The organism is Mesocryomonas lacus (assembly GCF_055730105.2).
Window position 1 is genome coordinate 439,192 of record NZ_JBUZWF020000001.1, and the last position, 16,316, is coordinate 455,507.

At 67.6% G+C, this 16,316-nt stretch carries 15 protein-coding genes and 1 tRNA gene; 8 read left to right on the forward strand and 8 right to left on the reverse strand.

Features of this window, described 5'->3' with window-relative positions:
• Nucleotides 1-62: 62 nt before the first annotated feature.
• The 3 genes from ACZLZQ_RS01895 to ACZLZQ_RS01905 form a co-directional block, all read right to left on the reverse strand.
• Nucleotides 63-737, reverse strand: coding sequence for a LutC/YkgG family protein (locus ACZLZQ_RS01895; RefSeq protein WP_472947873.1), 675 nt, complete (start codon nucleotides 735-737; stop codon nucleotides 63-65).
• Nucleotides 734-2,323 (reverse strand): LutB/LldF family L-lactate oxidation iron-sulfur protein, encoded by a 1,590-nt coding sequence (locus ACZLZQ_RS01900; protein ID WP_472947874.1) that lies wholly within the window; start codon nucleotides 2,321-2,323, stop codon nucleotides 734-736. Before ACZLZQ_RS01900 ends, ACZLZQ_RS01895 begins: the two co-directional genes overlap by 4 nt.
• Before the next feature lie 68 nt (nucleotides 2,324-2,391).
• Nucleotides 2,392-3,165 carry a (Fe-S)-binding protein gene (locus ACZLZQ_RS01905; protein ID WP_472947875.1) on the reverse strand — a complete coding sequence of 258 codons (774 nt, stop codon included), beginning with the start codon at nucleotides 3,163-3,165 and terminating at the stop codon, nucleotides 2,392-2,394.
• 186 nt (nucleotides 3,166-3,351) lie between these two features.
• Between ACZLZQ_RS01905 and ACZLZQ_RS01910 the strand changes: the two genes are divergently transcribed.
• The 5 genes from ACZLZQ_RS01910 to ACZLZQ_RS01930 all read left to right on the forward strand — a co-directional run bounded on the left by ACZLZQ_RS01910 (nucleotide 3,352) and on the right by ACZLZQ_RS01930 (nucleotide 9,492).
• The gene (locus tag ACZLZQ_RS01910; protein ID WP_472947876.1) at nucleotides 3,352-4,845 is read left to right on the forward strand and encodes an FAD-linked oxidase C-terminal domain-containing protein; all 1,494 of its coding nucleotides are present in this window, start codon (nucleotides 3,352-3,354) and stop codon (nucleotides 4,843-4,845) included.
• Nucleotides 4,846-4,855: 10 nt separating this feature from the next.
• Nucleotides 4,856-5,428, forward strand: coding sequence for a Uma2 family endonuclease (locus ACZLZQ_RS01915; RefSeq protein WP_472947877.1), 573 nt, complete (start codon nucleotides 4,856-4,858; stop codon nucleotides 5,426-5,428).
• A 2-nt stretch (nucleotides 5,429-5,430) separates the two neighbouring features.
• Nucleotides 5,431-6,651: a glycolate oxidase subunit GlcE gene (glcE, locus tag ACZLZQ_RS01920; protein ID WP_472947878.1), complete on the forward strand. Its 1,221-nt coding sequence runs from the start codon at nucleotides 5,431-5,433 to the stop codon at nucleotides 6,649-6,651.
• Between the two features lie 63 nt (nucleotides 6,652-6,714).
• The gene (locus ACZLZQ_RS01925; protein WP_472947879.1) at nucleotides 6,715-8,142 is read left to right on the forward strand and encodes a heterodisulfide reductase-related iron-sulfur binding cluster; all 1,428 of its coding nucleotides are present in this window, start codon (nucleotides 6,715-6,717) and stop codon (nucleotides 8,140-8,142) included.
• Between the two features lie 267 nt (nucleotides 8,143-8,409).
• Nucleotides 8,410-9,492: a DUF1176 domain-containing protein gene (locus ACZLZQ_RS01930; RefSeq protein WP_472947880.1), complete on the forward strand. Its 1,083-nt coding sequence runs from the start codon at nucleotides 8,410-8,412 to the stop codon at nucleotides 9,490-9,492.
• A gap of 138 nt (nucleotides 9,493-9,630) precedes the next feature.
• Here ACZLZQ_RS01930 and ACZLZQ_RS01935 read toward each other — a convergent pair whose 3' ends face one another.
• The 5 genes from ACZLZQ_RS01935 to ACZLZQ_RS01955 all read right to left on the reverse strand — a co-directional run bounded on the left by ACZLZQ_RS01935 (nucleotide 9,631) and on the right by ACZLZQ_RS01955 (nucleotide 14,359).
• Nucleotides 9,631-10,131, reverse strand: a complete 501-nt coding sequence (locus ACZLZQ_RS01935; RefSeq protein WP_472947881.1) for a hypothetical protein — start codon at nucleotides 10,129-10,131, stop codon at nucleotides 9,631-9,633.
• A 138-nt stretch (nucleotides 10,132-10,269) separates the two neighbouring features.
• Complete coding sequence (locus ACZLZQ_RS01940) at nucleotides 10,270-11,190, reverse strand: DUF3829 domain-containing protein (protein WP_472947882.1); 921 nt, start codon at nucleotides 11,188-11,190, stop codon at nucleotides 10,270-10,272.
• Nucleotides 11,191-11,470: 280 nt separating this feature from the next.
• Nucleotides 11,471-12,052 (reverse strand): L,D-transpeptidase, encoded by a 582-nt coding sequence (locus tag ACZLZQ_RS01945; protein ID WP_472932403.1) that lies wholly within the window; start codon nucleotides 12,050-12,052, stop codon nucleotides 11,471-11,473.
• A gap of 476 nt (nucleotides 12,053-12,528) precedes the next feature.
• Nucleotides 12,529-13,416, reverse strand: a complete 888-nt coding sequence (locus tag ACZLZQ_RS01950; protein ID WP_472947883.1) for a L,D-transpeptidase — start codon at nucleotides 13,414-13,416, stop codon at nucleotides 12,529-12,531.
• A 211-nt stretch (nucleotides 13,417-13,627) separates the two neighbouring features.
• Entirely contained in the window at nucleotides 13,628-14,359 is a 732-nt protein-coding gene (locus tag ACZLZQ_RS01955) for a DUF2927 domain-containing protein (RefSeq protein ID WP_472947884.1), read from the reverse strand.
• 488 nt (nucleotides 14,360-14,847) lie between these two features.
• On the opposite strand from ACZLZQ_RS01955, the gene ACZLZQ_RS01960 reads away from it, so the two are divergent.
• The 3 genes from ACZLZQ_RS01960 to ACZLZQ_RS01970 all read left to right on the forward strand — a co-directional run bounded on the left by ACZLZQ_RS01960 (nucleotide 14,848) and on the right by ACZLZQ_RS01970 (nucleotide 16,045).
• Nucleotides 14,848-15,042, forward strand: coding sequence for a hypothetical protein (locus ACZLZQ_RS01960; protein WP_472947885.1), 195 nt, complete (start codon nucleotides 14,848-14,850; stop codon nucleotides 15,040-15,042).
• 127 nt (nucleotides 15,043-15,169) lie between these two features.
• Nucleotides 15,170-15,844 carry a DNA-3-methyladenine glycosylase I gene (locus ACZLZQ_RS01965; protein ID WP_472948426.1) on the forward strand — a complete coding sequence of 225 codons (675 nt, stop codon included), beginning with the start codon at nucleotides 15,170-15,172 and terminating at the stop codon, nucleotides 15,842-15,844.
• Nucleotides 15,845-15,968: 124 nt separating this feature from the next.
• A tRNA-His gene (locus ACZLZQ_RS01970) sits at nucleotides 15,969-16,045 on the forward strand.
• Nucleotides 16,046-16,316: the final 271 nt, after the last annotated feature.

Here is a 16,316-nt window from a genome sequence, read left to right on the forward strand (position 1 = left end):
TTGGCGGCCAAGCAGGGGTCGACCAGCCGTCCCAGACGTCCTGCGAAGGACGCGGATCCGTCCTATCCCACGAGGATGATGTGCAGGGCCCGCGGCCCATGGGCGCCGAGCAGCAGCTTCTGCTCGATGTCGGCCGACCGCGAGGGGCCGGTGATGAAATTGACCGAGCGTGGCATCTCGCCCTTGCCTTGCCGCGCCCGGACGAGCGGCCAGAGCGCCTCCATGCCGCCGACGATGGCATCGGCCTTGAGCACTACGATGTGGTTCTCCGGCAGGAAGTTCAGCGTCGTCGGGTTGTCGGGACCGGAGAGGAGCATCAGCGTGCCGGTCTCGGCGATGCCGCCCTCGGCATGCGACAGGCCGTTGAGGTCGTCGCCGGCGCTGGGACCGTACGCGACGGTCAGCGCGGTGTCGGCGTAGTCGCCCTCGGCGAGCCTCGGATCGCTGCCCATGCGGATCGTCGCGGGAAAATTATTGAGGCGCAGATAATCGGCGACGGCTTTGGGCACGTCGGCGTAACCCTCGACCTCAGCGATGGTCGCGCTCGCCGCCTCCGCCATCATCTGGAACATCGCCTTGCGGCCGGCGGCATCGAGCTGGCCGCGGGCGGGGATGACGCCGATCGGTGCGCCGGCAAGGCGCGCGTCGACGGCGGCCTGCCGCTCGGGATCGCGCGGCCGCCCGCCATTGGCGTGGCGGATGCGCAACAGCATGGCCTCGCGCGCCGAGCCGCTCATGCCGAGGCTCCCGTGCCGCTGGTGGCGGCCGCCGCCGCTGTCGCAGCCGCCTTCGCCGCGGTGGTCGCCGCGTCCAGCGCTTCAGCCGCGGCGGCGCGCGCAGCCGCCGCCTTGGCCGCGGCGATCGGCAGCCGCGCCTTGGGCAGGACCGTGCCGCGGGCCGAGACCGCCGGGCGCTCGCCTTGCCGGACCTGCTGCAGGAAGGTGCGCCCTTCCGGCGCCGGCAGATCGCGCCATTTCGTCCAGCCGCCGGCGAGCGGCAGAGCGGCGAAGCGCCGCTTGGCCCCCGCCATCGCCGAGAGGATCGGCATCGCGAAGGAGACGAGCGTGCGGTAGAGCGCCGGCCGCCTTGCCGTGAAAGCCCAGACGCCAAGACCGGAGCGGGCTGCCTTCGGCTGCAGGTGCTGCTCGAACTCCTTCTCGCGCCAGTGCCGCATCATCTTCGGCAGCGGGATGTGCATCGGGCAGACGGATTCACAGCGGCCGCAGAAGGTCGAGGCGTTCGGCAGGTTGCCGGCCTTGTCGATGCCGGAGAGGCCGGGCGTCAGCACCGCGCCCATCGGGCCGGGATAGACCGAGCCGTAGGTGTGGCCGCCGACCGCGTGGTAGACCGGGCAATGGTTCATGCAGGCGCCGCAGCGGATACAGCGCAGCATGTCCTCGAACTCGGTGCCGAGCATCGCCGAGCGGCCATTGTCGAGGAGGATGACGTGGTATTCCTCCGGCCCGTCGACATCCTCCGCCCGCTTCGGGCCGGTCGAGAACGTGGCGTAAACGGTGGATTCCTGCCCCGTCGCGGAACGGGCCAGAACGCGCAAGATCTGCGCGGTATCCTCGAGCGTCGGCACCATCTTCTCGATCGAGGCGAAGACGACGTGGCACTTGCCGAGCAGCTGCGTCAGGTCGCCATTGCCCTCATTGGTGACGATCACTGAGGAGCCGGTCTCGGCGATGAGAAAGTTCGCGCCGGTGACGCCGATGTCGGCTTCGGCGTATTTCTGGCGCAGGATGGTGCGCGCCTCCGACAGCAGCGTCACCGGCTCGGTGAGGTTGCGCAAGGGGTCGAGATGGGTATGGACGCGGCGGAAGTCGGCTTCGACCTGCTCGCGCGTCAGGTGCACCGCCGGCGCGATGATGTGGCTCGGATGCTCGCCCCTGAGCTGGATGATGTATTCGCCGAGATCGGTCTCGACCGGGACGATGCCGTTCGCCTCGAGGAAGGCGTTGAGGCCGATCTCCTCCGACACCATGGTCTTGCCCTTGGTGACGGTCTTCGCCCCGCGCCGCCGGGCGATGGCGAGGAAGATCGCCTTCGCATGGTCGGCATCCTCGGCGAAATGCACGGTGCCCCCGGCCGCCTCAACCTTCGCCGCATAGGCCTCGATATAGAGGTCGAGATGTTTCAGCGTGTGCTGCTTGATCGCCACCGCGCTGTCTCTGAGGGCATCGAACTCCGGCAGCGCATCGACCGCCTTCTGCCGCTTGCCGATGAAGCCCTGCTCGACATTGCCCATCGCCCGCTGCAGGTCCGGATTGGCCAGCGCGGTGACGGAGTTCGACTTGAAGGCATGGGAAGTGATCTGCATGGCTCAGTCCAACGTCGCATCGGGGTTGCGGAGGAAATAGGGCGCGGCAAAGCGCAAGACGCAGCCGTTCACAGCCGGCCGCCGATCGGCGGGGCGTCGATCATGCCCGCCAGCACCTCGGCGACGTGGCGGACCTCCATCACGACGCCGCGGCGCTTCAGCTTGCCGTCCATGTTCATGAGGCAGCCGAGATCGCCGGCGAGCAACATGTCGGCGCCGCTCTCCTCGATCGCCTTCGCCTTCTTGGTGACGATAGCGTTGGAGATGTCGGGAAACTTCACGCAGAACGTGCCGCCGAAGCCGCAGCAGACGTTGGCGTCGCGCAGTTCGGCAAGCTTCAGGCCCTCGACGCTGGCGAGCAGCATCCGCGGCTGGTCGTGGACGCCGAGCTCGCGCAGGCCCGAGCAGGAGTCGTGATAGGTGAAGGTGCCGGTGATGGCGACGTCGACCGCGGTGACGCCACGGACATCGGTGAGGAAGCTGACTAGCTCGAACACTTTTTCGGCAAAGGCGTCGGCGCGGCGCTCCCAGGCGGCGTCGCCGGCGAAGAGCTCGGGATAGTGCTTCTTCAGCATGGCGGCGCAGGAGCCGGAGGGCGCGACGACGTAGTCGAAGCCCTCGAAGGCGGCGATGACCTGTTCGGCGATGGCGCGGGTGTCGGCGCGGTCGCCGGAATTATAAGTCGGCTGACCGCAGCAGGTCTGGCTCTGCGGAACGGTGACCGTGCAGCCGGCATCTTCCAGGAGTTTCAGCGCGGCAAAGCCGACGCTCGGGCGGAACAGGTCGACGAGGCAGGTGACGAACAGGCCGACCGATGTTCTCTCACCTTGGTGCGTGCTCATGCCTGACCTTCCCTGCCATCCCATCCCCTTGCATCACAAACGGGAATTAGAACTTTTCCAAGACGCTGACGGCGAGGGATAGCACATGCTAGGGTGAAGTACAGCGACTGGGATACCAGTTGACCGGGAAGCGCGGTAGGGTCGCACCAGACCGCGGGCCCGCTGGCATTGATCTGGGAGGATTGAATGGCCGTTCTGATGCCGAAGCCGAGTGCCGAGATCCTCGGGCGGCGGGCGGCGATCGTCGCAGCGCTGCAGGCGATCGTCCCCGGCGAGGGCGTCGTCGACAGCCTGCATGAGATGCGCCCGTTCGAGAGCGACGGCCTCACCGCCTACCGCCAGCTGCCGCTGGTCGTGGTGCTGCCGGAGACGGTGCGGCAAGTCGCCGCCGTACTCGCCTACTGCCACGCCGAGGGCATTCCCGTCGTGCCGCGCGGCTCGGGCACCTCGCTGTCGGGCGGCGCGCTGCCGCTCGAGGACGGGGTGCTGCTGGTGCTGTCGCGCTTCAACAAGGTGCTCGACGTCGACTTCGACAACCGCTGCGCCGTGGTGCAGCCGGGCGTGACCAATCTCGGCATCACCCGCGCGGTCGAGCACCGCGGCTTCTATTATGCCCCTGACCCGTCTTCGCAGATCGCCTGCTCGATCGGCGGCAACGTCGCCGAAAACTCCGGCGGCGTGCACAGCCTGAAATACGGGCTGACGGCGACGAACGTCCTCGGCATCGAGTTCGTCACCATCGAGGGCGAGGTGATCCGGCTCGGTGGCAAGCACCTGGATTCGGAGGGCTACGACCTGCTCGGCCTGATGACGGGCTCGGAGGGCCTGCTCGGCGTCGTCACCGAGGTGACGGTGCGCATCCTGCAGGCGCCCGAGACGGCGCGGGCCGTGCTGATCGGCTTTCCTTCGAGCGAACAGGCGGGCGCCTGCGTCGCCGCGATCATCGCCAAGGGCATCATCCCCGGCGGCATGGAAATGATGGACCGGCCGGCGATCAACGCGGCGGAAGACTTCGTCCATGCCGGCTATCCCCGCGACGTCGAGGCGCTGTTGATCGTCGAGCTGGATGGGCCGAAAGCGGAGGTCGACCATCTCCTCGCCGAGGTCGAGGGGATCGCCCGCGCCAATGGCTGTTCTTCCGCCAAGGTCTCCACTTCCGACGAAGAGCGCGCCGTCTTCTGGGCGGGGCGCAAGGCGGCGTTTCCCGCGGTCGGGCGGATTTCGCCGGACTATTACTGCATGGACGGCACCATCCCGCGCAAAGCGCTGCCCGAAGTGCTGGCGGGCATGAAGCAGTTGTCAGAAACGCATGGCCTGCGCGTCGCCAACGTCTTCCACGCCGGCGACGGCAACCTGCACCCGCTGATCCTCTACGACGCCAACCAGCCGGGCGAGCTGGAAGCGGCCGAGGAGTTCGGCAACGACATCCTGCGCCTTTGCGTCAAGGTCGGCGGCGTCCTGACCGGCGAGCACGGCGTCGGCGTCGAGAAGCGCGACCTGATGCCGGAAATGTTCAGCGAGGACGACCTGAAGCACCAGCAGCGGGTGAAGTGCGCCTTCGACGCCAAGCACCTGCTGAATCCCGGCAAGGTGTTTCCGCTGCTGCACCGCTGCGCCGAGCTCGGGCGGATGCACGTGCACCGGGGAAAGACGGCGTTTCCCGAGCTGCCGCGGTTCTGAGGAGGGCGCGATGACGGTCCAGCAAGCCCTGAAGCACGATTTCGACGAGGCCGAGTTCCACCGCTTTCTGGAAGGGCGGCCGGAGGAGGAGCGCTGGCAGCTGATCGACGGAGAACCGTTCATGATGGCGCCCCCGACGCTGGTCCATCAGCGCATTGCGGCCAATCTCGCCCGCCGGCTGAACGATGGACTCGACGTCCACCGGCCGGATCTCTTCGCCATGCACGAGGTCGGCATCCGTCTGGAGGGCCGGGAAAAATTCCGGCCGATCCCCGATGTCGCCATCCTCGACGCCGAGATCGAGGACATCCGCTATGCCACCGCCTTCTACCTCGCTGCCGAAGTTCTTTCGGAATCGAACACGGCCGAGTTCATCAGCCTGAAGCGCGCACGCTACGCCGAGGCGCCGACCTGCGCGCATGTGCTGATCATCTCCCAGAGCGACATTTGCCTGGAGCTGTGGTCGCGCAGCAGCGGCTGGCGCGGCGAAGTATTCCGCTTGGCCGACGACGTGATTTCCTTGCCAGAGTTCGGCGTCTCGCTGCGGCTCGGCGACCTCTATCGGGGCACCCCGCGCGCATGAGCATGGCCGAAACCCTCCGCAGCGACATCCTCCACCCCCGCTCCGCCGAAGACGTGCGCGACGCCGTCGCCGATGCCGTGGCGGACGGCGCGCCGCTGGCGGTCGAGGGCACCGGCTCGAAGCGCGGGCTTGGGCGGCCGGTGCAGGCGGCGCGGACGCTGTCGCTGGCCGAGCTGAAAGGCGTGACGCTGTACGAGCCGGACGAGCTGGTGCTCTCGGCCCGCGCCGGCACCGGCATCGCCGAGATCGAAGCGCTGCTCGACGAGAACCGCCAGCGGCTGGAGTTCGAGCCGCCGGACTACGGGCCTTTGCTCGGGCTTCCCGCTGGACAAGGCACACTCGGCGGCGTCGTCGCCTGCAATCTCTCCGGCCCGCGGAGGCTGAAGCAAGGCGCGGCGCGCGACCATGTGCTGGGAGTTTCCGCCGTCTCCGGCCGGGCCGAGATCTTCAAGTCCGGCGGGCGCGTGGTGAAGAACGTCACCGGCTACGACCTCTCGAAGGGGCTCACCGGCTCCTACGGCACGCTGGCGGTGATGACCGACATCACGGTGAAGGTGCTGCCGAAGAGCGAGGCCGAGAGCACTCTGGTGCTGCGTGGGCTCAGCGATGCGGACGCCGCGCAGGCGATGGCGGCGGCGATGGGCTCGCCCGCTGAGGTCTCGGGCGCCGCGCACCTGCCGGCCTATGTCGCCGGGCGGGTGGCGGACGGGGTGCTTGGCGACGACGCGGCGACGCTGATCCGGCTCGACGGCTTCGGCCCCTCGGTCGCCGCCCGCGCTGCCCATCTCGGCGCGGCGCTCGGCAAGGTCGGCCCCGTCGAGACCCTGGACGGGGCGGCGTCGGCCGCGCTGTGGCGGGACGTCCGCGATATCAGGCCGTTCTGCGACGGGACGGCGAAGCCGGTCTGGCGGATCTCCTGCACGCCGAGCGAGGGCCATGCCGTGGTGATGAGCTTGCGCATGCACGCGGCGGTCGACGCCTTCTACGACTGGCAAGGCGGACTGGTCTGGCTGAAGATGGAAGACGCGCCGGAGGCAGCGCTCGTGCGCGCGGCGCTCGCCCGGCACGGCGGCGGCCACGCCTTCCTCGTGCGCGCTAACGAGAGCGTGCGCGCGGCGACCGAAGTGTTCCAGCCGCAGCCGGCGCCGCTGGCTGCGCTCGCCCAGCGCCTGCGCCAGCAGTTCGACCCCGCCGGCATCCTTAATCCCGGCCGGATGGGCTAGCGCCGGCCCAGCCGGCACAGTCCCGCCCTTCGCGTTTTCCTTCCCGACTTCCGGCAGGCTCCCATGCAGACGCACTTCTCCCCCGCCCAGCGCGCCGATCCCGAGACCGCCCATGCCGAGGGGATCATCCGCAAATGCGTGCATTGCGGCTTCTGCACGGCGACGTGCCCGACCTACGTCACCCTCGGCAACGAGCTGGATTCACCGCGCGGGCGGATCTACCTTATCAAGGACATGCTGGAGAACGACCGGCCGGCGGATGCGACGGTGGTCAAGCACATCGACCGCTGCCTCTCCTGCCTCGCCTGCATGACCACGTGCCCCTCGGGCGTGAACTACATGCACCTCGTCGACCACGCCCGCGCTCATATCGAGAAGACCTACCAGCGCCCGCCGGTCGACCGGGCCATCCGCGCCGTGCTGGCGATGACGCTGCCCTATCCCCGGCGGTTTCGCTGGAGCCTGAAACTGGCGGGCCTCGCCAAACCGCTCGCGCCGCTCTTCGACCGCGCCGGGCCGTTGAAGCCGCTCGCCGCCATGCTGCGCCTCGCGCCCGCCCGGCTTCCGGCCAAGGCCGCGGCAGCCGGGCACCGAGTCGCGCCGTCTGTTGCGGGACCGGCTACGCCCGGGTCGGCAGGCGAAAGTCAGGCCACACTCGCACAGGCGAGAGCCGCAGCGCCCGCGGCTGTCTTCCCCACCGCAGCCTCAGCCTCAGCCGGCACGATCCCCGCGCCGATCGCCCAGACCGGCCGGCGCGTGGCGCTCTTGTCGGGCTGCGCGCAGCAGGTGCTCGACCCCGGCATCAACGCCGCGACGGTGCGCCTCCTCGCCCGGCTCGGCGTGACGGTGGTGGTGCCGAAAGGCGAGGGCTGCTGCGGGGCGCTGGTGCATCATCTCGGCCGCGAGGCCCAAGCCCTCGACTTCGCCCGCCAGAATGTCGACGCCTGGACGCGGGCGATCGAGGAGGGCGGGCTCGACGCCATCATCGTCACGACGTCGGGCTGCGGCACGACGATCAAGGACTATGGCCACATGCTGCGCCTCGACCCCGCCTATGCCGACAAGGCGGCGAAGGTCTCGGCGCTGGCGAAGGACGTCACCGAGTTCCTCGCCGCCTTGCCCCTCCCCGCCCCGGTCCATGCCACCGGCCTGAAACTCGCCTACCACTCGGCCTGCTCGATGCAGCACGGGCAGAAGATCACCAAAATCCCGCAGGCGCTGCTGCGCGCCGCGGGCTTTGCCGTCAGCGACGTGCCGGAGGGCCATCTCTGCTGCGGCTCGGCCGGCACCTACAACATCCTCCAGCCCGAGATCGCCCGCACGCTCCGCGACCGTAAGCTCGCCAACATCGCCAAGGTGGCCCCAGAGGTGATCGCGACGGGCAATATCGGCTGCATGACGCAGATCGGCTCGGGGACGGACGTGCCGGTGGTGCACACGGTGGAGCTGCTGGACTGGGCGTATGGCGGGGAGCGGCCGGCGGGGGTGTGAGGGAATGGACGTTTAGGGCTGCAAAGGTCGCGGACCCTGGCGACAGCTCAGTTTGGCCCATGCGCCTTTCGAAAGAAAGCTCTACCCCATCACGCCGCTGATCCGACAGGCACCGATATCTGAACCCAGTCCTCGTCGGCCTGACGAGGAGATGCGATGAACATCGGGCAAGCCGTCCTCTGACCCAACCTTGACGGGCCTCGATTTTCGATGTCCGTGCTGGGGTGCTGTTGACGAGGACAGTTGAAGCGGGGCGGACCCAATCACATGACCACTCGGCTCCTTTCGATCGCCGCCATTCTCATGGTTCCCGCGACGGCGGCTATGGCAGCGGGACCGAAAGAGTCCAGCATTGGCACCCTCCGAACCTTCGGAGATTGGGTGGTCGGTTGCGACAACCTATCCACCTGCACCGCCGTCGGCTTTCCGCCGGCGGAGGCCACGGGCGGATCGGCCTATCTGAGGGTAACACGGCGCGGCGAGCCGGATGCGGTGCCCCAGGTGAAACTGGTCGCCGTAACGGACACGGTCGCAAACGTCGCGAAGAAGCACGACTTCACCCTGTCCGTCACGGGTACCAAGGGTGCGCCAAGGATCGATGCGATCGCTGCCAGCGCCGAGGACGGCTACGCCTCGGCCTTGATCCCCGATGCGCTGCCGTTCTTGGCGGCGCTTTTACCCGCAGAAGAACTCGTCGTGGCCTCGGATACCATGGCCGAGCCCGCACACATCTCCCTTCGCGGCCTTAGCGCCGCCCTGCGCGCGATGGACGATCGCCAGGGCCGGGCCGACACTGTCTCGGCCCTGGTGGCGCGCGGCGCGCTCGGTCCTGCCGACATGCCAGCGCTGCCGGAGCCCCCGGCGCCTGTGCAGGCGGTGAAGTTGACGGAACTCGATCCCGCGCCGAAACCGCCCGAGGGGATCGAAAGCGCAAGCCCCGAATGTGACAGCAACCGCAAGCCCATCGCCTTCCAGGCGGTGAGCGGCGTCAGGATCTTCGGCTCCTGCGTCTTCGAGGGAGCGTACAATGTCGGACGGCACTTCTGGCTCGAGGGATCGCCCGCCAAGCTGCTGGACTTCGACGTCAACGCAGGACCGGACGACGACAAGACCGTCCTCGTGAATGCGGCGCTGGACGAGGACGGGATGACGCTTTCCGCCGTCGATCAGGGCCGCGGCGTCGGTGATTGCGGGTCCGCCTCGTCATGGGCATTCGACGGGTCGGTGTTTCACCTCGTGTCCCTTACCGCCATGACTGAATGCCGCGGGGCTCTGCCGGAAGACTGGCCGGTGCTTTACACCGCCAGCACCAGTCCGGCGTCAGCACCTGCGCCCGCCTCTGGCAACTAAGGAGGCGACGGGTCGCCCATCGGCCACCCCCTTCGCCCTGAGCCTGCTGTAGGCCTTCCACGGTGCCGTTGACCGCAAACGAGGGAATGTCGTCCAGCGCCCTCGATCTTGCGCCAGACGACAGCGATCAGAGGCGTATCAAAGCGACGCTTCGAGGACCTTCAGAATGGCGTTTGTGCGATCCTCGACATCGGCCGCGTTGGTGTAGGGACGGAAGTTCACCGTCAGGACGCCGCCGTCGAACTTGACGCGGTCGCCGTACGCAGTCGCCGGGATGTCACCGTCCTCATAGTGGACTTTGATCTCCTTGAGGCTCTGCTTCAGGGCGGATTTGCCCATGTCGTCCTTGGTGACCTGAGCCAGCGCGGCTTCGATCGGCCCGAAGATCGTCTTCACGAAGTAATCGTCCTGCGGGTAATACTCGGCGTCGCCGGGGAGCGCGAGGCTGTTCCAGTCGACGTTGATCGGCACGTCGAACCCTGCTGCCTGCTGGATCTTCTTCTGGAGCGAGGGATATTGCGCCTCCGCATAGGCTGCGATGGCGCGGCGTTCCGCAAGGCTCGGCTTGGACTGAGCTTCGGCAAGGCTTGTCGAGGCGATCATCGAGAGCGCGGCGAGGGAAAGGATGGTTCGACGCAAGGATAGGCCTCCACTTGTGAATGATATGACGCTTCTGGTTTGCCCCGGCTCAAGAGATACGGGGTCGGGGATCGGCTGACAGAATCGGGCTCTGCGCGGAAAATGTCAGGACTTGCAGACCGTTGGCTCCTGTCGCCGCTAAGGCGTTGGCAGCTGGATGAACTGGCTCGACGAGACCGCACTGTTGTATTCTGCGACGACGCGTTCCCGGTCCGTGTCGTTTCCGCTGACCTTGTAGTCACGCCACGCGCCGATCATCGACGTCCCGTTGCCGGCGACCATCGCGAATTTGGTCTTGTTGAGCGCGGCATCCGGGCCCGTCGGTCCCGATGCAGCCAGAGCGGTTGCCGCGGCTTCGAGGGATGGCATCAAGCGATCGGCCTCGGCTTTGTCGCCCACAATGACGGCTTGGACGAAAGCCTCGCCCGCCGCCATCGTGGCGACGAAGTTTGCCTCCCCTTCGAAGCCGCCCTTGCGGAGCGCTTCGATCCGCGCAGCATTGAGCGTCCGCTCCTGTTCACGCAGCACGGCATCGAAATCCTGGAGCGACGCCTGCGTCTCGTCCAGTGCCTTCAACAGCGGGGCGTGCGCGGCCTTGCCCTTGGCGAACTGGTCGTCGCGGTAGGCCCGCGTCTTGTAGTAGGGCTCCAAGGCCTGCAGCTGGGTCACGAGCGTTTGGAGTTTCAAGACCAGCTGATCGACGGCGGCATCCGCGGCGGCCATCGCAGTTCCGGGCAGCGCCCGGCCTTCTTTCAAACGGTCGATCGCCAAGGGGAGGTTCAGGAAGGTCGGAAAGTAGATCGTGGCACTTGCGTCGGCCTGGGGCACGTTGAGTTCCCGATAGGCCGAGGCGACGAAGCCGACGCCAAAGGCGGGGTCGATTAGGTCGTTGTAGGTTTCGACATAGACACGGCGCTTTTCGGCGAGCTGATCTGCCTCGGATGAAGCCGTCGCCACAACCGGCGCCGCATTGGTGTCGGACGAGTTCGGCTTGCAGGCCGAAAGGCCGATGACCGCCATGACGGCCGTGATCGCTACCGCGCTATACTTGATCGCCACGCATCATTCCCCGCCCGTTTCCGTCGGGGGGATGGATGCCCGATTTTTCAGATCGTTGGAAGAGATTAGTAAGGCAGTAGTTGCATTGCGCAGGATTTGCCATCTTTAGATGGCCCTGCGGAAGCGCGATTGCTCTCGGTAGCTTCGCAGCAAGCGTTTGATTTTCTGGTGCTCGCCGAAAGCTAAAGCTTTGAGGTCGGCACAAAAGACATCACCATCCTCATGAAAAAGCCCGCCATCGCTGGCGGGCTCCCGTCTCGTCAAACCGCGCTCGGCAAACTCACCCGCCGAAAATCGCGTCCAGCAGTCCGCGTCCGCCGCTGAGCAGGCCGGCCTCGCGGTAGATGCTCTGGCGGCCTGCGCCGTCGGGACCGATCACCACGACCTTGGTGCCCTTGCCCGCCCGCGCGTAAAGGTCCTGGACGTCTTCGTTCATCATCCGGATGCAGCCCGACGACATGTTCTGGCCGATGGTCCAGGGCTGGTTGGTGCCGTGGATGCGGAAGATGGAGTCCTGGCCGTTGCGGTAGAGGTAGAGGGCGGCGGCGCCCAGCGGGTTGTTCGGGCCGCCTTCCATGTAGGGCGGGATGATGTGGCCGTTGGCGGCCTCGCGCACGATCATCTCCTTCGGCGGGGTCCAGCCCGGCCATTCCGCCTTGCGGCCGACCTTCATGTCTCCGGACCAGCCGAAACCTTCGCGGCCGACGCCGACGCCGTAGCGCGTCGCCCGGCCGGGGGCATTGACGTAATAGAGGAATTTCCGCTCGCTATCGACGATGATGGTGCCGGGCGCCTCGGCCGTGTCGATCCGCACGCTCGTGCGCATGAACTGCTTGGCGGGCTTGCGCATCGACTGCGACATGCGGCGCGACGGCGCCTGGTCGGCCGACTTCCAGGAATTGGTGGCGTGGTCGTAGTAGCGGCTCTCGGCGCTGGCGGGCGCGGACAGGCTCATGCCGCCGATGAGGCCGGCGGAGAGCGCCAGGGCGAGGCGGAAGGCTTTGGACATCTGGGTTTCCTCATGGCGGTGCTGCGGTGTGGTGGTTCGCCGGGGGTGGAGCCGGCCGGAATGCGAGGCGGCAGCGCGGCGGTGATGGTGAGCCGCGCAACTCGAGCTGGCAAGGCGGCTATGGGCCGCCTGGGGGCTGGCTCCGCAAGCCGTGATCGACGGTGTGCGGGTTCGACGGGGAGTGTGGCGTTTCGGGCACGGCCGGTGGGCAGAGAGCTGATCCGCCGAAGCTGCCGGTCCCCTCAAGGATCTGCCGATCTCCCCACCCGAGGGGGAGATCGGCAGCTTCGGCCTCCGCATAACGGTGGAGCAGTTCGGCGCCGGTCGCCCTAGAGCACAATCACCTTGGTACCCACGGGAACGCGCGAATAAAGGTCGGTGACGTCCTCGTTGCGCATGCGGATGCAGCCGGAAGAGACCGCCTTGCCGATCGACCAGGGCTGGTTGGTGCCGTGGATGCGGTAGAGCGTCGAGCCGAGATACATCGCGCGGGCGCCGAGCGGGTTCTGCGGGCCGCCCTTCATCTGCGCGGGCAGGATCTTGCCCTTCTTCTTCTCGCGCGCGCGCATCTGGGCGGGCGGCGTCCAGGTCGGCCATTCCTTCTTCTGCGTCACGGTGTGGCTGCCGGCCCATTCGAAGCCCGGCTTGCCGACGCCGACGCCATAGCGCCGCGCCGTGCCGCCGGCCTCGACGAGGTAGAGGAATTTCGACGAGGTATCGATCACCACCGTGCCCGCCGGCTTGTCCGAGGGATAATTCACCTGCTGCGGGAGATAAGCGGGGTCGATCGAGCTGACCTTTTTCATCGCGCGGCCGGGCGCGGGCGCCGAGACGACCGAACCGGTGATGGCGGCGGTGCGGCGGATCCTCACGCCATCGGCATCGCCCCTCTCGTCGCGCAACGAGAGCGGGCCGTCCTTGATGTCGCGCGAGCGGATGCGGGCGCGGCCCTCGACGCGCACGCCGTCACCGTCGCGCAGGCCGTAGCTGCCGCGCACGGCATAGCCGCGACGGGTGTCGTAGAGGCCGCCGGGATTGGCGAGATCGGGTTTGATGTAGCCGGGCACCACGCCGCTGCCGGGGCTGAGCTGCAGGATCCACTCCTCGGCAAGATCCGAGGAGACCTGCACGCCGCGGTCGCGGGCGGCCGCCGGCGTGGCAAGAGAGAGGGCCAGGAGGGTGGCAAGGCCAAGGGGTGCGAAAAGCCTGTTCGGCACGGTCTATCCTTCGTCGCGGGCAGGCGCGGCTAAGCCTTGCGGCGGGCGCGCCCGTCAGGGGCCCGGGGCGGATTGCCCCTTGGCCCGACCTTGCGCCGAAATGGCAAGCGAAAGATGAATCGCGCCCGCCCCGCCTTGGCATCCGCCGGCTAAGGATTTCGTTATGCTTAAGAAAGGCTTAGCGCAGCGAGGCGCTGGCAGGTGACGGCGGTCACCGCACGCGGCGGCGGACGGTCTCGGCGATCGCCGGCAGCAACGGGCGCGCGGCCGCAGCGCTCATGCCGGGCGTCAACCGGTCGTCGTAGAGCATGTTCAGCATGATCCGGTCGTAGCGGCCGAAGCGGGTGACGGTGGACGTGTCGTTGAACACGCTGTCCGGCGCGCCGTCGAAATCGTCGAGTGGCCCGAGTCCCTGCAGCACCTCCTCGACCAGGCAGCGGCGGAAGGCCGGCTCGCCGTCGTCCGAGACGATCAGCGCATCGGCCCGCACGATGCCGGCCCGGCCGTAATCTGCGTGGACCAGGCAGCTGCCGGGCACCCGCCGGAACGGGTTGCGGAAGATTTTTCGGCCGATGCGCTGGTAGTCGGCGGTGTCGACGACGTGGACGACGAAGCGCGCCTCGGCGGCCGACGCCGCGATGCTCGTCTGCAGCCCAGTGATCTGGCGCGGCAACCCGGTGACGAAGCTGCGCACCTCGCGCCGGCGGTCCTTAGCGGCATGGTTCTCGATGAAGAAGGCGACCGGCCCGACGAACTTCTTGATGTAGCGCCCGCCACCGAAGAGGCCGGGGATTTCGGCTCCGAAGGCGATCATCTCAAAACCCTCGACGAGGGCGGGGGTGGCGAAGGGCGAGGCGGGCGGTGCGGCAAGCGCCGGCCGCGTCGCGCCGGCAAGCACGGACACGGCGGAGAGCACGGCGAGAAAGGCAAGGCAGCGCAGCATCGGGCACTCCGCGGGGATCGCCGGCAAGGCCAGCCGCCCCTCATGCAAGGCGGCTCGCCCCGGCGCAAGGGCACGACGGCCACATCGCGACTTTCGCATCACACCGCTCAATTTCCCACGGCTAGACGTTGATCTCCGACGACGTTCGATTACCTTTTTGGTTACCTATGTTGCTCCAGCCGCAGGCAAGCCTTTGAGGTGACCATTTTTCAAGCGTTAAGCGCGGTGGAAGTGGTTCAGCAACATAGTGCAGCGCGACGCTGGGCGCAGGAGAGATGCGCGAGTCGACGAGAGGGAGACGGGGCGGTTAGCCGCCCCCAGCGCATGCAGGGCGCGCGGGCAACAGACCCGCGAACAAGCTGGTGGGGCGAGACCCACGGATCGGGAGGCATGCCGCCGCCGGACGACGAGGCCGCAAGGCCCGTCACCGGTTCCTTCCTTTCCGCTCGCGCGAGCTGCTCGCTGCGCGAGCGCTCCTGGAGCCTGCCATGATCGCCCTCACCCTCCTCGTCTGCCTCCACGCCGATCCCAACACCTGCCGCCCCCAGCGCGTCGCCTTCGAGGGCTCGCTGATGTCCTGCACCCTCTACGGGCAGGCGGTCGCCGCCGAATGGATCGCCACCCATCCGAAATACCGGCTGAAGACCTATTCCTGCGGCCGCCCGCCGCTGCCCACCGCCTGACCGGCTCAGCCTTCCGCGGGCCGGTCGACGGCCGGACCAGCCCGCCGGCGCTATGCCTTCCGGCGGGCCCTGTCGACGCCCGGCTTGCGCTCGGCGAAGTCGGGCGCCATGAAAGCGCATGAGCGAGATGTCCGACGACCCGGCAGGCCCGGCAGAGCACGGGCCCGGCGCCCTTCCGGAAGGGCTGACCGATGCCCCCGACGGCACCTGGCGCTGCCGCTGGCACGGCGGCACGGCGGACTACATCCGCTATCACGATACGGAATGGGGCCGGCCGGTCGGCGACGCGCGGGCGCTGTTCGAGAAGATCTGCCTCGAAGGGTTTCAGGCCGGCCTCTCCTGGATCACCATCCTGCGCAAGCGCGAGGCGTTTCGCGCCGCCTTTCATGGCTTCGAGGTCGACGCCGTCGCCGGCATGGACGAGACGGACGTCGCGCGCCTCCTCCTGGACGGCGGCATCGTGCGACACCGCGCGAAAATACTCTCAGTGATCAACAATGCCCGACGTGTGCAGGCGATGCGGGCGGAGGGCGTGGCGCTGTCGGCCTTCGTCTGGTCGTTCGAACCCGAGCCCGACGAGCGCCCCGCCGTCGTTGACGCCGCTATGGTCCGCGCCAACCCGGTGACGCCGGCCTCGACCCGCCTGTCCAAGGCCTTGAAGGCAAAGGGTTTCAGCTTCGTCGGACCCACGACGGTCTATGCCTTCATGCAGTCCATGGGCCTCGTCAACGACCATATCGAGGGCTGCCACTGCCGCCCCGCCTGCGAGGCGGCGCGGGCCGCCTTCGTGCGGCCGACCTGACGGCAACCGGTGTCGGACGGCGGGAAAGCCCCTTTCAGTCGATACGCCTTACGCCTGAATCACGCTGGCCCCTTGCACAAAAGGCGGAAAGATTTTATTGGCTCGCCCGGACGGACGTCGTCATGCGGTTGTAGCTCAGTTGGTTAGAGCGTTGGATTGTGGCTCCAGAGGTCGGTGGTTCGAACCCACCCAACCGTACCACTATTTTTTCCTGGTAATGTCAGTAAGATAGAAGACCCGCGCGCCGCCTGAGACATGGCACATTGCGCAGTCTTGTCACGCGGCTATCACCGCTTGGCCACCTCTCCAGGTATTCAGTCAGCCGTTTCGAACGACGGGACGCCACGCTGGTAGGCGGATGCGCCTAAAGGAGCAGTGACGCTCCGATCTAAAATGGCATGCGGCCGCCGGGAAGAGGATCCCCGACGGCCGTTCGGATGGGCGGACAGCCGGACTATACGTCCGCCTTGGT

What these genes read in the sequence shown, in the direction of transcription:
- ACZLZQ_RS01895 (WP_472947873.1), bottom strand. Translation starts at nt 737, where the DNA reads ATGAGCGGCTCGGCGCGCGAGGCCATGCTGTTGCGCATCCGCCACGCC.
- ACZLZQ_RS01900 (WP_472947874.1), bottom strand. Translation starts at nt 2,323, where the DNA reads ATGCAGATCACTTCCCATGCCTTCAAGTCGAACTCCGTCACCGCGCTG.
- ACZLZQ_RS01905 (WP_472947875.1), bottom strand. Translation starts at nt 3,165, where the DNA reads ATGAGCACGCACCAAGGTGAGAGAACATCGGTCGGCCTGTTCGTCACC.
- ACZLZQ_RS01910 (WP_472947876.1), top strand. Translation starts at nt 3,352, where the DNA reads ATGGCCGTTCTGATGCCGAAGCCGAGTGCCGAGATCCTCGGGCGGCGG.
- ACZLZQ_RS01915 (WP_472947877.1), top strand. Translation starts at nt 4,856, where the DNA reads ATGACGGTCCAGCAAGCCCTGAAGCACGATTTCGACGAGGCCGAGTTC.
- glcE (WP_472947878.1), top strand. Translation starts at nt 5,431, where the DNA reads ATGGCCGAAACCCTCCGCAGCGACATCCTCCACCCCCGCTCCGCCGAA.
- ACZLZQ_RS01925 (WP_472947879.1), top strand. Translation starts at nt 6,715, where the DNA reads ATGCAGACGCACTTCTCCCCCGCCCAGCGCGCCGATCCCGAGACCGCC.
- ACZLZQ_RS01930 (WP_472947880.1), top strand. Translation starts at nt 8,410, where the DNA reads ATGACCACTCGGCTCCTTTCGATCGCCGCCATTCTCATGGTTCCCGCG.
- ACZLZQ_RS01945 (WP_472932403.1), bottom strand. Translation starts at nt 12,052, where the DNA reads ATGTCGCAGTCGATGCGCAAGCCCGCCAAGCAGTTCATGCGCACGAGC.
- ACZLZQ_RS01955 (WP_472947884.1), bottom strand. Translation starts at nt 14,359, where the DNA reads ATGCTGCGCTGCCTTGCCTTTCTCGCCGTGCTCTCCGCCGTGTCCGTG.
- ACZLZQ_RS01960 (WP_472947885.1), top strand. Translation starts at nt 14,848, where the DNA reads ATGATCGCCCTCACCCTCCTCGTCTGCCTCCACGCCGATCCCAACACC.
- ACZLZQ_RS01965 (WP_472948426.1), top strand. Translation starts at nt 15,170, where the DNA reads ATGTCCGACGACCCGGCAGGCCCGGCAGAGCACGGGCCCGGCGCCCTT.